The organism is Mesorhizobium sp. WSM4306 (genome assembly GCF_007003975.1).
GTDB lineage: Bacteria > Pseudomonadota > Alphaproteobacteria > Rhizobiales > Rhizobiaceae > Mesorhizobium.
The window spans coordinates 509,650-524,951 of sequence record NZ_VFTC01000001.1; the positions used below are offsets into that span (position 1 = coordinate 509,650).

Annotated in this window: 14 protein-coding genes, 1 tRNA gene and 1 pseudogene; 13 read left to right on the forward strand and 3 right to left on the reverse strand. The window is 66.6% G+C overall.

Annotated elements, in window-relative coordinates; all coding sequences use genetic code 11:
- From cobN to FJV77_RS02600, 5 genes are read left to right on the forward strand one after another with little or no spacing between them, the layout of a single operon-like run.
- Nucleotides 1–3,516 (forward strand): cobaltochelatase subunit CobN, encoded by a 3,516-nt coding sequence (cobN, locus tag FJV77_RS02580; protein WP_142865276.1) that lies wholly within the window; start codon nucleotides 1–3, stop codon nucleotides 3,514–3,516.
- Nucleotides 3,513–5,012, forward strand: a complete 1,500-nt coding sequence (gene cobG, locus FJV77_RS02585) for a precorrin-3B synthase (RefSeq protein ID WP_142865277.1) — start codon at nucleotides 3,513–3,515, stop codon at nucleotides 5,010–5,012. The genes cobN and cobG overlap by 4 nt, the downstream gene beginning before the upstream one ends.
- Nucleotides 5,013–5,014: 2 nt before the next feature.
- Nucleotides 5,015–5,647 carry a precorrin-8X methylmutase gene (locus FJV77_RS02590; protein WP_142865278.1) on the forward strand — a complete coding sequence of 211 codons (633 nt, stop codon included), beginning with the start codon at nucleotides 5,015–5,017 and terminating at the stop codon, nucleotides 5,645–5,647.
- Entirely contained in the window at nucleotides 5,644–6,408 is a 765-nt protein-coding gene (locus FJV77_RS02595; RefSeq protein WP_142865279.1) for a precorrin-2 C(20)-methyltransferase, read from the forward strand. Before FJV77_RS02590 ends, FJV77_RS02595 begins: the two co-directional genes overlap by 4 nt.
- Nucleotides 6,405–7,169: a precorrin-3B C(17)-methyltransferase gene (locus FJV77_RS02600; RefSeq protein ID WP_142865280.1), complete on the forward strand. Its 765-nt coding sequence runs from the start codon at nucleotides 6,405–6,407 to the stop codon at nucleotides 7,167–7,169. Before FJV77_RS02595 ends, FJV77_RS02600 begins: the two co-directional genes overlap by 4 nt.
- On the opposite strand, the gene FJV77_RS02605 is transcribed toward FJV77_RS02600, so the two are convergent.
- The gene (locus FJV77_RS02605; RefSeq protein WP_142865281.1) at nucleotides 7,133–7,900 is read right to left on the reverse strand and encodes a cobalt-precorrin-6A reductase; all 768 of its coding nucleotides are present in this window, start codon (nucleotides 7,898–7,900) and stop codon (nucleotides 7,133–7,135) included. The genes FJV77_RS02600 and FJV77_RS02605 overlap by 37 nt on opposite strands.
- Before the next feature lies 1 nt (nucleotide 7,901).
- On the opposite strand from FJV77_RS02605, the gene cbiE reads away from it, so the two are divergent.
- From cbiE to FJV77_RS02645, 8 genes are all read left to right on the forward strand, one after another.
- On the forward strand, nucleotides 7,902–9,131 hold the full coding sequence (gene cbiE / locus FJV77_RS02610; protein WP_142865282.1) for a precorrin-6y C5,15-methyltransferase (decarboxylating) subunit CbiE: 1,230 nt from the start codon (nucleotides 7,902–7,904) through the stop codon (nucleotides 9,129–9,131).
- Complete coding sequence (locus FJV77_RS02615; RefSeq protein ID WP_142865283.1) at nucleotides 9,128–9,514, forward strand: cobalamin biosynthesis protein; 387 nt, start codon at nucleotides 9,128–9,130, stop codon at nucleotides 9,512–9,514. The genes cbiE and FJV77_RS02615 overlap by 4 nt, the downstream gene beginning before the upstream one ends.
- Nucleotides 9,511–10,275 carry a precorrin-4 C(11)-methyltransferase gene (gene cobM / locus FJV77_RS02620; RefSeq protein ID WP_142865284.1) on the forward strand — a complete coding sequence of 255 codons (765 nt, stop codon included), beginning with the start codon at nucleotides 9,511–9,513 and terminating at the stop codon, nucleotides 10,273–10,275. The genes FJV77_RS02615 and cobM overlap by 4 nt, the downstream gene beginning before the upstream one ends.
- Nucleotides 10,272–11,084 (forward strand): uroporphyrinogen-III C-methyltransferase, encoded by an 813-nt coding sequence (cobA, locus tag FJV77_RS02625; protein ID WP_142865285.1) that lies wholly within the window; start codon nucleotides 10,272–10,274, stop codon nucleotides 11,082–11,084. The genes cobM and cobA overlap by 4 nt, the downstream gene beginning before the upstream one ends.
- Complete coding sequence (locus FJV77_RS02630; protein WP_142865286.1) at nucleotides 11,081–12,394, forward strand: cobyrinate a,c-diamide synthase; 1,314 nt, start codon at nucleotides 11,081–11,083, stop codon at nucleotides 12,392–12,394. Before cobA ends, FJV77_RS02630 begins: the two co-directional genes overlap by 4 nt.
- On the forward strand, nucleotides 12,391–13,158 hold the full coding sequence (gene cobS / locus FJV77_RS02635; protein ID WP_142865287.1) for an adenosylcobinamide-GDP ribazoletransferase: 768 nt from the start codon (nucleotides 12,391–12,393) through the stop codon (nucleotides 13,156–13,158). The genes FJV77_RS02630 and cobS overlap by 4 nt, the downstream gene beginning before the upstream one ends.
- A gap of 24 nt (nucleotides 13,159–13,182) precedes the next feature.
- Entirely contained in the window at nucleotides 13,183–14,193 is a 1,011-nt protein-coding gene (gene cobT, locus FJV77_RS02640; RefSeq protein ID WP_142865288.1) for a nicotinate-nucleotide--dimethylbenzimidazole phosphoribosyltransferase, read from the forward strand.
- Nucleotides 14,194–14,442: 249 nt separating this feature from the next.
- Nucleotides 14,443–14,712 carry a hypothetical protein gene (locus tag FJV77_RS02645; protein ID WP_142865289.1) on the forward strand — a complete coding sequence of 90 codons (270 nt, stop codon included), beginning with the start codon at nucleotides 14,443–14,445 and terminating at the stop codon, nucleotides 14,710–14,712.
- Nucleotides 14,713–14,826: 114 nt separating this feature from the next.
- Here the strand turns inward: FJV77_RS02645 and FJV77_RS02650 are convergent.
- Nucleotides 14,827–15,063, reverse strand: a pseudogene (locus FJV77_RS02650) (porin); the annotation flags it as partial.
- A gap of 126 nt (nucleotides 15,064–15,189) precedes the next feature.
- Nucleotides 15,190–15,265 (reverse strand) — tRNA-Lys (locus FJV77_RS02655).
- Between the last annotated feature and the right edge of the window lie 37 nt (nucleotides 15,266–15,302).

Sequence of the window (15,302 nt, forward strand, 5' to 3'; positions counted from 1 at the left end):
ATGCACATCCTCACCACCACATCCGCCTCGCTCGACGATCTCGCCGAGCCGGTCGATCTCCGGCAGACGCCGGCGGATGTCGTGGCGCTGTCCTTCACCGACAGCGATCTGGCCGGACTGGCGGCAGCGTGGAAGGCCGACGCGGCACGCCTGCCGTCGATGCGGCTGGCAGCACTGCGCGACCTGCGCCACCCCATGTCCGTCGACCTCTGGGTCGATAGCGTCGCCCGCCACGCCAAGATCATCCTGGTGCGCATCCTCGGCGGCTACGACTGGTGGCGCTATGGCTGCGACCAGCTGGCCGCGACCGCCCGCGCGCGGGGCATAAAGCTGGCGCTGTTGCCGGGTGAGAGCCACGACGAGGATCTGCGCCTGATCGAAGCCTCGACGCTGCCGCGTGCGGAACTGGACGCCTTGCTCGGCTATTTCCGCGAGGGCGGCCCGGCCAATATGAGCGCGTTGATGCAGAAGCTGGCGGGGTTGGCTGGGGCCGATGTGGCGGCAGCTGAGCCGGTCGCGGTGCCGAAAGCCGGCTACTACGAGCCAGGCCGCGGCGTCGTCCCCCTCCCCCTCGAGGGGAGGGTCCGGCCGCAGGCCGGGGGTGGGGTCGCCGGTGAAGTGCGCCGACGCTATGAGGCGCCGCAAGATAAAGCGTCGAACCCAGTCGTACCGACCCCACCCGGCCCTTCGGGCCACCCTCCCCTTGAGGGGGAGGGAAAGGTCGTGCCCATCCTCTTCTACCGTTCGATGCTGCTCGCCGCAGACGTGGCGCCTATCGACGCACTCGTCGAAGCGCTTCGCCAGCGCTGCATCGCGCCGGTCCCGATCTTCGTCTCCAGCCTGAAAGACACCACCTCCCTCGCCTTCGTCGAGACCGCGCTCGCGACGTTCAGGCCCGCCGCCATCATCACCGCGACGGCCTTCGCCTCGGGCGCCGAGCCCGGCGTCGAAACCCTGTTCGACCGCGCCGGCGTGCCCGTCTTCCAGGTCATCGTCGCCACCACCCGCCGCGACGTCTGGGACAAGAACCAGCGCGGCCTGGCGCCGGCCGACCTCGCCATGCATGTCGTGCTGCCCGAACTCGACGGCCGCATTCTGGCCGGCGCGATTTCCTTCAAGGGCGAAAGCGAGACCGATCCCGCCCTCGGCCACCGCGCCTTCGCCAACCGGCCGGAACCGGACCGCGTGGCGCAGGTGGCGGATAGGGTAGCGGCGTTTATTCGCCTGCAGGAGACGGCTCGAGGCGAACGAAAACTGGCCATCTTGATCCCGGACTACCCAAGCGCGCCCGGCCGCACCGGCTATGCGGTTGGCCTCGACGTCCCGTCCAGCGTGCTGGCGATGCTGCATGACCTTAAGGCACAGGGCTATGCGGTTGAAGGGATTCCGCAAACGCCGCGCGGGTTGCTGGATGCATTGGAGCGGAGCGGTGATGGCTTGGGGCTAGCAGACTATCAAGAATTCTCGAAGGACCTGCCGGCTGAGGCAATTGCCAAAGTAGAAGCCGCATGGGGTCAGGCAGAAGTGACAGGTTTGCGCGAGGCGATCGCGACAGAACGCCGGCCTTTGCCGCACGCTGGCGAAAACCACTTCCCCTTCCGCGCCGCCACTTTCGGCAACATCACCGTGGCGCTGGCCCCCGATCGCGGCCGCTCGGCCGACCGCCGCGCCGACTACCACGACCCGACGCTCCCCCCGCGCCACGCCCTGCTCGCCTTCGGCCTGTGGCTGCGCAAATCGCTCGGCATCCATGCGCTGATCCATGTTGGCGCCCATGGCACGCTCGAATGGCTGCCCGGCAAGACCGTCGCTCTGTCGCAAGCCTGCTTTCCCGAGATCGTCACCGGTGGATTGCCCGTCATCTATCCGTTCATCGTCTCCAACCCCGGCGAAGCGGCGCAGGCCAAGCGGCGCATTGCTGCCGTCACGCTCGGCCACCTGCCGCCGCCGCTGGTCGGCGCAGGACTGGACGAAGAACAGAACAGACTCGAACGGCTGGTCGACGAATACGCCCAGGCCGACGGCCTCGACCGCCGCCGCCGCGACCGCCTCGCAAAACTGATCGTCGACACCGCGCAAAAGACCGGCCTTGCCTCCGAAGCCGGTGTCGCCAAGACCGATGCGCCCGACGAGGCGCTGCGTCGCATCGACGCCTGGCTCTGCGACCTCAAGGATTTCGCCATCAAGGACGGGCTGCACATCTATGGCCGCGCACCGGAGGGCGAAACTGACGCCATGCGCAGCCAAAGCGCCGAGGCCGAAAAGGCATCGCTGCTGGCCGCGCTCGACGGCCGTCACGTCAAGGCCGGTCCGGCCGGTGCGCCGGCGCGCGGCCGCTCTGATGTCTTACCCACAGGCCGCAACCTCTTCACCTCCGACCCGCGCACCATGCCGACGCCGACCGCCTACGATCTGGGCAAAGCAGCGGCGGAAGAAGTGGTGCGCGGCTATATGCAGTCGCATGGCGACTGGCCGCGTTCGCTGGTCATCGATCTCTGGGGCTCGGCCTCGCTGCGCACCGGCGGCGAAGAAATCGCGCAAGGCCTGGCACTGATGGGCTGCCGGCCGCAATGGGATTCTGCCACCGGCCGCATCACCGGCATCGAGGTGCTGCCGCCGGCCACCCTCGGCCGCCCGCGCGTCGATGTCACCTGGCGCATATCAGGCCTGTTCCGCGACATGTTCCCGACCCAGATCGCGCTGATCGACGCCGCCGCCAACGCCGTTGCCGCGCGCGACGAGGACGATTCGGAAAATCCGCTCGCCGCCAAAACCCGCGCCGATGGCAAGATCAGCCCGCGCATATTCGGCACCTCGCCCGGCACCTATGGCGCCGGCGTCGAGGACCTGTTGTCGAGCGGCGACTGGGGCGTGCGCCAAGAGATCGGCCGCGCCTATCTCGATGCCACATCGCATGCCTATGGCGGCGCCGAGGGCGAAGGCATCGCCTCGCCCGGCGCTTTCGAAACCCGCATCGCCGAGGCCGATCTTCTCGTCCACACCGGCGACGACCCCGGCCGCGACATTCTCGAAGGCTCCGCCGATGTCGCCTTCATCGGCGGCTTTTCGGCCGCACTGGCAGCGCTGGGCAGGAATGCCGACGTGATCGTGCTCGACACGACGGATCCGCAGAAACCTAAACCGCGTTCGGTGAGCGAAGCCGTATCGCGGGTGGTGCGAGCACGAGCGGTCAACGCGCGGTTTATATCGGGCCAGATGCGCCACGGCCCGCGCGGCGCGTCCGAATTCGCCGAGACGGTCGACCGCCTCATCGGTTTTGCCGAAACCACGCACGCCATTTCCGGCGCGCTGATCGAGGCCGTGCATGACGCCTATGTCGGCGACCCCGACGTGCGCGCCTTCATCCTGCGCGAAAACCCGGCCGCCGCAAAAGTCATCGCCGAGCGCTTCCTGTCGGCGCGCCAGCGCGGGCTGTGGCACCCCTTGCGCAATTCGATTGACGACGATCTTGCCGCGCTGATCGCCGAAGCCGAGGCGCTCGGGGTCGCGGCATGAACGCCTTCTCAAGGCGCGGCGCCTGCCCGGCCCTGTCGGCGCCGATGCAGACCGGCGACGGCCTGCTGGTGCGGCTCAATCCGGTTGCTGGAGGATTAGCGCCCAAACTGTTGATCGGACTCTGCGAAACCGCCTTGCGCCACGGCAACGGCATCATGGAAGTGACCGCGCGTGGCAGTTTGCAGATCCGCGGCCTGACGGCGGAGAGCGCTGCCCAACTGGCTGGGGAGGTGAATGCGCTGGGCATTGCGGTGCGTACTGGGGTCCCGGTCGAGACCGGACCGCTGGCGGGTTTGGATCCGCAGGAGATTGCCGATCCGCGAGCTCTGGCTGATCGGATCAGGGCGGAGGTTGAGGAGGCCGGGCTGACGGCGAGGCTGGGACCGAAGGTTTCGGTGGTTGTCAATGGCGGCGGGCAGTTGTCGATGGATGCGGTGACGGCGGATGTGCGGTTGAGGGCGGTGTCGATCGGCGATGGCGTCGTGTGGGCTGTGTCGGTTGGCGGCGACGGTCGAAGCACGAAGCCGCTCGCGACGGTCGACGCGGATGCCGCGAGGGATATCGCGGTGGCTGCGCTCAGGATGGTTGCCGAAAAGGGTCGCGAGGCGCATGCGAGGGATTTGTCGGAGAGGCAATTGGCCTCTCTCGCAGGTTGGCACTCCGTCACACCCCCCTCTGTCCTGCCGGACATCTCCCCCGCAAGGGGGGAGATCAGCAGTTCCAGCGCTGCCTCTCGTTCTGAAATGTCGGCGGTAGCTGTGACGTCGGCGATTAGCGAAAACACCGATGACAGCTCAATCTCCCCCCTTGCGGGGGAGATGTCCGGCAGGACAGAGGGGGGTGTGCAGGATCGCCGGCCCATCGGTCTTTTCCTCATAACCGACGACGCCACCGCCCTCGGCATCGCCCTCCCCTATGGCAGCATGCCGGCCGACAAGCTCATCGCCCTCGCCCAAAGCGCCATCACCCTCGGCGCAACCGAAATCCGCCTCGCCCCCGGCCGCGCGCTCCTCTTCCTCGGCCAACCCTCGACCGCCAACGACCCCCTCCAGGCCACCGCCGCCGCCCTCGGCTTCGTCACCTCCGCTACCGACCCGCGCACCCGCATTGCCGCGTGTCCCGGCACCCCTGCCTGCACCTCCGGCCGCATCGCCACCCGCGACATCGCCGAAACCATCGCCGCCGAAAACGCCGATATCCTCGACTTCACCTTGCACATTTCCGGCTGCGCCAAGGGCTGCGCACACCCCGGTCCGGCTGCGCTAACAATCGTCGGCGGCGAAAACGGAGCCGGACTTGTCGTGAACGCGACGGCAAAGGCCCTTCCTGCGGGCTACAGGCCGGGCTATGACGCCGCGCGCGGCATCAGTCACGTCGCGGCAGAGATGCGCAGCGCACGATTTCAGGGCGAAACCGCCGCCGCTTGTCTGACAAGACTTGGGCCGGCGGCAATCGCCGAAACCTACCGACAGGCCCAAACCAAAAAACGGAAATGAGCATGGCCGCCTACGACTACATCCATGACGGCAACGCGATCTACGAGCGCTCCTTCGCCATCATCCGCGCCGAGGCCGATCTGTCGCGCTTTTCCGAAGCCGAGGCCGATGTCGCCGTCCGTATGATCCATGCCTGCGGCCAAGTCGAAGCATCAAGTCATTTTGTTTTCTCGCCCGACCTCGTCGCGGCCGCCCGCACCGCCTTGGCGGCCGGCGCGCCGATCTTCTGCGATGCCGAAATGGTCTCGCATGGCGTCACCCGCGCACGCCTGCCGGCCGGGAACGAGGTGATCTGCACCTTGCGCGACGCACGCACACACGACATCGCCAAAGACATCGGCAACACCCGCTCGGCCGCCGCGATCGACCTGTGGGGCGAACGCATGGCCGGTTCGGTTGTGGCCATCGGCAACGCGCCGACGGCGCTGTTCTATCTGCTGGAAAAACTGCGCGATGGTGCACCGAAACCGGCGGCAATCATCGGCATGCCGGTCGGCTTCGTCGGTGCGGCTGAATCCAAGGACGCATTGGCCGAGAATTCTTATGGCGTGCCCTACGCCATCGTGCGCGGCCGTCTCGGCGGCAGTGCCATGACCGCTGCCGCCCTCAATTCGCTGGCGAGGCCCGGCCTGTGAACGCGCTTCCCCAAGGCCGCCTTGTCGGCGTCGGCACCGGTCCCGGCGACCCCGAACTGCTGACGCTGAAAGCCGCGCGCGTCCTGGCGGAAGCTGATGTCGTCGCCTACTTCGCCAAGCGCGGCAACAACAGCAATGCCCGCGCCATCGTGGAGGCGCGCTTTAGGCCGGACATGCTGGAACTGCCGCTGCTCTACCCCGTCACCACCGAGATCGACAAGGATCACGACGACTATCGCTCGCAGATCACCGATTTCTACGAGCAGTCGGCCGAGCAAGTCGCCGAACACCTCGAAGCCGGCCGGATGGTGGCTGTGCTCTCCGAAGGCGACCCGCTGTTTTACGGCTCCTACATGCATCTGCATGTGCGCCTCGCCCATCGCTTCCCGACCGAGGTCATCCCCGGCGTCACGGCCATGTCCGGCTGCTGGTCGCAGACCGGCGTGCCGATCGTCCAGGGCGACGATGTGCTGACCGTTTTGCCCGGCACGATGAGCGAATTCGAATTGAGCCGCCGGCTGGCCGACACCGATGCCGCCGTGATCATGAAGGTTGGCCGCAATCTGCCCAAGATCAGGCGGGCGCTCGAGGCTACCGGCAAGCTCGGCCGCGCCGTCTATGTCGAGCGCGGCACCATGGCCGGCAGCGTCTCGATGAGGCTCGCCGACAAGCCGGACGACAAGGCGCCCTACTTTGCCATCGTACTGGTCGCCGGCTGGTCCGGCCGGCCTGGCGTTATGGGGATGGGAGCCAAGCCATGAGCGGCCGTCTCACCGTTATTGGCCTCGGACCCGGCAATGCCGATCAGGTGACGCCGCAAGCCAGCCGCGCCGTGGCGGAAGCAAAATTCTTCTATGGCTACAAGCCTTACCTCGACCGGCTCGACTTGCGCCCTGACCAGACCCGCGTCGCCTCCGACAATCGCGAGGAACTCGCCCGCTCCAAGGACGCGCTGGTCAAGGCGGCCGAGGGCCATGATGTCGCCGTCGTCTCCGGCGGCGATCCCGGCGTCTTCGCCATGGCGGCCGCCATCTGCGAGGCGATCGAGGCCGGCCCGGCCGAATGGCACGCGGTCGATGTCGCCGTCGTGCCTGGCGTCACCGCCATGCTGGCGGTCGCGGCCCGCATCGGCGCGCCGCTCGGTCATGATTTCTGCGCCATCTCGCTGTCGGACAATCTTAAACCGTGGGATCTGATCGAGCTGCGCCTTTTGGCGGCGGCCGGCGCCGGCTTCGTCATTGCGCTCTACAATCCGATCAGCAAGGCACGCCCCTGGCAGCTTGGCCGCGCCTTCGAGTGCCTCACCGCCATCCTGCCCGGCACCACGCCGGTGATTTTCGGCCGCGCCGCCGGCCGCCCGGACGAGCGCATCGAGGTGTTTCTGCTGGCCGATGTCGAAGCAGAAAAGGCCGATATGGCGACTTGCATCATCATCGGCTCGCCGGAAACAAGGATCATCAAGCGCGGCGACAAGCCGGCGCTGGTCTACACGCCGCGTTCCGCGACAGGGTCGAGACCATGATCGACCAGCGCGGCGAGCTCATCGACGGTTTCAGCCGACGGCACGCCCGGCAGGACGGGCCTGCGCACCATCACCACCTCGATGCCGAGCGCCCGCGCCGCAGCGATCTTGCCATAGGTCGCCTCGCCGCCGCTGTTTTTGGACACGACGACATCGATGCGATTCTCCAGGAGCAGCGCGCGTTCATCCGCCTCGCGGAATGGCCCGCGCGCCAGCAGGTAAGTCGCGTCCGGCACCGCCAGTTTTGGCTCGACCGGATCGACGCTGCGGATGAGATAGTGGTGCTGGGGCGCAGCCTCGAAAGTCGCGACCTCTTGTCGGCCAAGCGCCAGGAAGACCCGGCGCGGCGCCCGTCCAAGCGCTTGCACGGCATCGCCAACCGCATCCACCAACGTCCAGCGGTCGCCTTCGACAGGCGCCCAACCGGGACGGCGCAGCGCGAGGATCGGAACACCGGTCATTTGCGCGGCTTGCGCGGCATTGGCGGAGATTCCCGCTGCATAGGGATGTGTGGCGTCGATCAGCAGCTCAGTGCCCGTCTCCTTGAGATAGGCCGCCAGCCCCTCGACGCCGCCAAAGCCGCCGGTTCGCACCGGCACGCCTTGCGCGACCGGGCTTTCGGTGCGGCCGGCCAGCGACAAAGTGAGCGACAGATCGGCGCGCGCTGCCAGTTTTCCGGCCAGTTGCCGGGCTTCGCTGGTGCCGCCAAGGATCAGAATGCGGTGGGTCATCATGCCTGCTAAAGGTCCGCGCGACGCCAAATGGCTCACCATCGTCGGCATCGGCGAGGACGGTTTAGCGGGTCTCGGCGACGAGGCCAAGCGGCTGATCGCAGAGGCCGAACTCATCTTCGGCGGCAAGCGGCATCTGGCGCTGGTCGCCTCCCTGGCAAAAGGCGAAGGCCGCGCCTGGCCGGTTCCATTCGATGCCGGCATGACTGACGTGCTGGCGCTCGCCGGCCGGCGCGTCTGCGTGCTCGCCTCGGGCGACCCGTTCTTCCACGGCGTCGGCGCCACCCTGGCCCGCAAGGTGAAGCCTGAGCAGATGCATGTCATCTCTGCACCCTCGGCCATTTCGCTAGCGGCGGCGCGGCTTGGCTGGCCCTTGCAGGACATCGAGACCGTCTCTCTGCATGGAAGGCCGCTCGACCTGATCCGGCCATTGCTGCAGCCGAAGGCGCGCATCCTGGCGCTGACATCGGACGGCGATGCACCGGCGACAATCGCGCGCCTGCTCGTCGAGCTCGATTTCGGCGCTTCGCGGCTGACGGTCCTGGAAGCGCTGGGCGGCCCAAACGAGAAGCAGCGCACAGTCCGCGCCGATGCCTTCGATCTTGGAGATATCAATCCGCTCAACGTGCTGGCGCTCGAACTTGAATCGACACCGGAGGCACGCATCCTGCCGCTGACCGTCGGCCGCGCGGATCATCTGTTCGAGCATGACGGCCAGATCACCAAGCACGATATCCGCGCCATCACGCTTGCGGCGCTGGCGCCAAGACGTGGCGAGTTGCTGTGGGACATCGGCGCCGGTTCCGGCTCCATCGGCATCGAATGGATGCTCGCCCACCCTTCGATGCGCGCCATCGCCATCGAGGCCAACAGCGAGCGCGCGGCCCGCACCACCCGCAACGCCGCGCATTGCGGCGTGCCAGGCCTTGTCGTGGTCGAAGGCAAAGCACCCAAGGCGCTGACCGGGCTGGCCACGCCGGACGCGATCTTCATCGGTGGCGGCGGCAGCGACACCGGCGTGATCAATGCCGCCATCAAGGCACTGCCATCTGGCGGCCGTCTGGTGGCCAATGCGGTGACGCTGGAGATGGAAACGTTGCTGCTCGCAGAGCACACCAAGCGCGGCGGCGACCTCACCCGCATCGCCATCTCCCGGGCTTCCCCGGTCGGCTCGATGCAGGCCTGGCGACCGGCCATGCCGGTCACCCAATGGAGCTGGGTGAAGCCATGATGGTCGCGGGCATCGGCAGCAGGAAGGGCGTAAGCGTCGAAGACGTGCTCGCGGCCATCGAAACCGCGCTCGAAGCGCACGGGCTGGCGATGACGGCGATTTCGGCACTGGCAACCGCCACGCTCAAGAAAGATGAACAGGCGATCGCTGCCGCTGGTCGCGCGCTTAACCTTCCGGTCATCATCGTCGATGACTCAGCGCTTCAGGCCACATCGCCGGGGACGCTAAGCATCTCCAGCCTTTCGCAAGACCTCGCCGGCACGCCATCAGTCTCCGAAGCGTCAGCCCTTGCCGTTGCCGGCGCGGGTGCAAAACTACTCGGCCCGCGCACGCTACTCGGCCCAGTCACCTGCGCCATCGCCATCAGCGGAGACGCGCCATGACCGTGCACTTCATCGGCGCCGGCCCGGGAGCCGCCGACCTCATCACACTGCGCGGCGCGAAGCTCCTGGGAAGCTGCCCGGTCTGCCTGCATGCCGGCTCGATCGTCGCCCCCGAATTGCTGCAGCACTGCGCGCCGGGGACAAAACTGATCGACACCGCACCGATGTCGCTCGACGAGATCGAAGCTGAATATGTGGCTGCCCACCAGGCCGGCCACGATGTCGCCCGCCTGCATTCCGGCGACCTGTCGGTGTGGAGCGCGGTTGCCGAACAGATCCGCCGGCTGGAAAAGCACGGCATCCCGTACACGCTGACGCCGGGTGTCCCCTCCTTCGCCGCCGCTGCCGCAGCCCTTCGCCGCGAACTGACCATTCCCGAAGTGGCGCAAAGTCTGGTGCTGACCCGCGTCTCCGGCCGCGCCTCGAAAATGCCGCCGGGCGAAACGCTGGCCGGTTTCGGCCGCACCGGCGCCACGCTCGCCATTCATCTTGCCATCCACGCCATCGACCGCGTCGTCGCCGAACTGACGCCGCACTATGGCGGCGATTGCCCGGTGGCGATCGTCTTTCGCGCCTCGTGGCCGGACGAGCGCGTGCTGACCGGCACGCTGGCGACGATCGAGGCACTGCTCGCCGCCGATCCGATGGAGCGCACGGCGATCATCTTCGTCGGCTCTTCGCTCGCGGCGGAAGGCTTTGGCGAGAGTTCATTGTACGACGCCCATTATCAGCGGCGTTTTCGCGGACGGGACGGATTGTGAGCGGCAAGACCAAAAGCGAAAACGCCAGGCTCGAACAGGCGCTTGCGCGGCTGAACTTCAAGCCGCGTGCGCTTGAGCCCGGCCATGTCTGGCTGGCCGGCGCCGGCCCCGGCGATCCCGGCTGCCTGACGCTGGAAGTGCTGGCGGCTTTGGCCGAGGCCGATGCGCTGGTATACGACGCGCTGGTTTCCCCCGACGTCGTCGCCGTTGCGGAAAATGCCGAGCTGTTCTTCGCGGGAAAACGCGGCGGCAAGCCGTCCATGAAGCAGGACGACATCACCGCTCTGCTGGTGCGGCTGGCGCGCGACGGCCGCCGTGTCGTCAGGCTGAAAGGCGGCGATCCCTATATTTTCGGCCGCGGCGGCGAAGAAGCGTTGGCGCTCGCGCGGGAAGGCATAGCCTTCCGCGTCCTGCCCGGCCTGACATCGGGCCTCAGCGCGCTGGCCGCCACCAGCATTCCCGCCACCATGCGCGGCATCAACAAGGCGGTGATCCTGGCCACCGGCCACGCCGCCGGCACCGATGACGATCTCGACTGGGCAGCGATCGCCCGCACCGGTCAGCCGGTGGTCATCTATATGGGCATGGCCAATCTGCCCATCATCGCCGCCTCCCTGCTCGAAGGCGGGCTGCCGCCTTCGACGCCGGCGGCGGTCATCGTTTCGGCGACGACACCGCAGGAGCGAACCGTCGTCGCCACGCTCGCCACCATTGCCGAGGCGGCGGCGGCTGCCGGGCTCGCCTCACCGGCGCTCATTGTCGTCGGCGGCATTGTCGCCATGCGCGCGGCATTGGCGGGTGAGCAATGACCCGCGCCATCATCATCGGCGCGCCGCGCTCGGGCTCCGGCAAGACCAGCGTCACCATCGGCATTTTGCGCGCGCTTGCCCGGCGCGGTCTGAAAGTGCGCGGCGCCAAATCCGGTCCCGACTATATCGATCCCGGCTTTCACACAGCAGCGACCGGCCTCTCCGGCGTCAATCTCGACAGCTGGGCGATGTCGCCCGACCTGCTCAATGAGCTGGCCGGCAACGCCACCGAGGATGCCGACTTCATCTTCCTGGAAAGCGCCATGGGCCTGTTCGACGGCATCCCTGCCGGGCAAGGCCGCACCGGTTCGGCCGCCGATCTGGCCCGGCTCTACCACCTGCCGGTGCTTTTGGTGCTCGATGTCTCGGGACAGTCTACGACGGCGGCCGCCGTCGCCAAGGGCTTTGCCACCTATGACCCAGACGTGCGCATGGCCGGCGTCGTGCTCAACCGTCTCGGCAGCGAACGCCACCGCAAGCTGTGCAGCGAGGCTATCGAAGCGCTCGGCCTGCCGGTCGTCGGCAGCATCTTGCGCGATCCATCACTCAATCTGCCGGAGCGCCATCTCGGCCTCGTCCAGGCCGGCGAATATGCCGACCTGATGGCGCATCTCGACCGCTTGGCAGATATGGTCGAGAAATCCCTCGACCTCGACGCCATCATGGCGCTGGCAGCACCCTTTTCGCCGGCGCCGGGCAGTTTCGAAAATGCCTTGCCGCCGCCCGGCCAGCGCATCGCGCTGGCGGAAGACGCAGCCTTCACCTTCCTCTATCCGCATGTCGCCGCCTATTGGCGCAAGGCCGGTGCGGAGATCGTGACGTTCTCGCCGCTCGCCGACGAAGCACCGCCTGCCGATTGCGATGTCTGCTGGCTGCCTGGCGGCTATCCCGAGCTTCACGCCGGCCGTCTTGCGGCGGCAATGAATTTCCGCGCGGGCATGGCCCGTTTCGCCGAGACAAAGCTCATCCATGGCGAGTGCGGCGGCTTCATGGTGCTGGGCGAAGCACTGGAGGATGCGGCCGGCGAGACGCATGCCATGCTCGGCCTGCTCGGCCATTCCACCAGCTTCGCCAAGCGCAAGATGAACCTCGGCTACCGCGAAGCGAGGCTGCGCGCCGCCTGTCCGCTGGGCGCGCAAGGTGCCGTGATCCGCGGCCACGAATTCCACTATGCGCAGATGATTGCGACCGGCAATGACGAGCCGCTGGCAGATCTTGCCGACGGCCAGGGCAATCCGCTCGGCGCCTCCGGCTACCGGCGCGGCCTTGTCAGCGGCACCTTCTTCCATGCCATTGCGAGGGGTGCATGACCGCCGTTCCCTCGCCCCGGCAAGCGCTTGACGACATCGCGCTTAGCCTCGTCTTCTTCACCCGGCTGCCACTACCGGTCTTCGACTTTCGCGGCCGCAGCCTTGCCGATGCGATCTGGGCAGCGCCCGTCGCCGGCTTTGCCATCGCGCTGATTGGCACCGTCGTCTACGCCGCGGGCACAAGGCTCGGGCTTGCCGGCGGCCCGGCGGCAGCCCTTACCGTTGCCGCGACCCTGCTCGTCACCGGCTGCCTGCACGAAGATGGTCTGTCTGACGTCGCCGACGGTTTCGGTGGCGGCAAGACGCGAGAGCGAAAACTGGAGATCATGCGCGACAGCCGCATCGGCGCTTACGGCGCCGCATGCCTTAGCCTGTCGCTGCTGATCCGCTGGAGCGCGCTTTCGCAACTCGCCAATCCGACAAGCGTCCTCTTCGCCCTCATTGCCGCCCATGCCGCCTCTCGCGGCCTGCTCGGCGCCTTCATGCATCTGGCGCCGCCTGCACGCAGCGATGGTCTGGCGGCCGGCGCCGGCACGGTCTCGATTGAAACCGCCATTCTCGGCGCAGTGCTCGGCGCAGCAGCACTTCTGGCGCTGGGACTTGGCGGCGCTTTTGCGGCGCTCATCCTGCTGGCGCTTGTGTTCAGCGCGTTTCGCGCGCTCTGCCTCAACCAGATCGGCGGCCAGACCGGTGACACGATCGGCGCCCTGCAGCAACTCGGCGAGATCACTGTCCTGCTCGTCGCTTCCGTTTCCCTCACCTGAATCACTTCCGGAGATCCTGTCCCCATGCCCTTCAAATCATTCGATGAACTGCGCGCCGCTTGCCTCGACCTGCCCACCGGCAGCGATGCGGCCGCCAATGCCGTCGCCCTCCGTCAGGACACGCTGACCAAGCCGCAAGGCAGCCTTGGCCGGCTGGAGACCATCGCCGCGTGGCTGGCGCGCTGGCAGGGCCGCGACATGCCGAAGCTCGACCGCGTAAAAGTCTTCGTCTTTGCGGGCAATCATGGTGTGACCGCGCAGGGCGTGTCGGCCTTCCCCTCGGAAGTGACCGTACAGATGGTGGCGAATTTCGCAGGCGGCGGCGCCGCGATCAACCAGCTGGCTCGCATCGCCGGTGCCGAACTCGACGTCATCCCGCTCGACCTCGACCACCCGACTGGTGACTTCACACAAACGCCGGCGATGGACGAAAAGGCATTCCTTGCCGCCGTCTCTGCCGGCTACGATGCTGTGACTGGCGATATCGACCTCGTCTGCTTCGGCGAAATGGGCATCGGCAACACCACGCCGGCGGCCGCCATCTCGACCGCCCTGTTCGGCGGCGGAGCGGAAAAATGGACCGGGCGCGGCACCGGCGTCGACGATGCCGGGCTGAAGCGCAAGGTCACGGCCATCGAAGCCGGCCTCAAGCGCCATACCGATGCGCTGTCCGACCCGCTGAAGATCGCCGCCGCCCTCGGCGGACGCGAACTCGCCGCCATCTTCGGCGCCACGCTTTCTGCGCGTCGCAACAATGTCCCGGTGCTGCTCGACGGCTTCGTCTGCACGGCCGCCGCGGCACCCTTGGCGCGGCTGCACCCAAGCGGCCTCGCCCACACCATCGCCGCCCATGTCTCGGCCGAATCCGGCCACCGCCGCCTGCTCGAAGCGCTCGGCCTGCCGCCCCTGCTCGATCTCGGCATGCGGCTCGGCGAAGGCTCCGGCGCCTGCCTCGCCGTCAACATCGTCCGCTCGGCGCTGGAGTGTCACGCCAGGATGGCGAGTTTTGCTGAGGCCGGTGTATCGGAGAAGTAGCTAGGGCGATTTGACGGGAGCGCGCCGGCCCGAACCTTCACTGATGATCGTCGGGCCGGTCGCTGGCACTGGTGGCTCGAGCGGCACGGCCGCTGAAAGATTCACCACCTAGGGGGAACATTGGCCCCCTGCTTCTGCGGTGGGCTCTTTTTTACTGGCACTATTCGCCGTCGTTGCCGACAAAATGTGGATTGACGTGACGTTAACTAGGCGCAATCATTACGGATTGTGCAGGGTGAGGGCGTTCCAATGAAACTCGTTGTCTTTGGCGTAGCAATGGTATTGGCTGCCACTGGAGCAGCTGTTGCGAAAGAGAAGAAAAAGGTGGCCACCGCTCAGGCAACCTCGTGTTCCACAGCTCATAAGAAGGCTGGCAGCAAGCCGACCCCGAAACCGGATTGCAAATCGACAGGCACCGTTGTTGCGCAACCGTCAAATAGGGCCGCAAACTTCCTGGATCATTATAATCCGCGCTTAGGGTATGAGACCAGTCCGTGGTTTCAAACTGGCTTTAATTGATGGCGGCTTCGGCTTCCGGGCCTTTCTTTATCCAGCGCGGCCTTCCCTCCTTCGTCAGCTTGCCTTCCGGGCCAAATAGCGCACCGGCCTTACCGGCCGCCGAGCCTTTAAAGCCTAATTGGAGGGTCTGGTGCAGTTCGAAATCAGATTGTAGCTGAATCCAACGCGAACGTCATTGGTGGTCAGACCAAGCCTGACTTGTTCTGTCGGGAAGTTGAACGGCGCAGGTTGCGATTTGCGGCCATAGTCGGAACAGCGATATTCGACGCGCGCAATCAAATTGTCGGTCACTGCATAGTCAAGTCCGGCGCCTGCCGTCCAACCCACCATGGTTTCGCTGTTCCCCATCGACCCACCAAAAAATTGGTTGCGCCGGGGCAAAACTTGAGTGCGCGCTCGTGCCACCATCGACGCATGGCAAAGACGCGTTAACGCGTCTCTGATTCCAAGGTCTGCCACCAATTTTCTCGAAAAATTTGGTGGGTGCGCACAGGATTGAACTGTGGACCCGCTGATTAAGAGTCAGCTGCTCTACCAACTGAGCTACGCACCCACTCGACCGGTAAAACCGGCGTCGGCGGGCATATAGC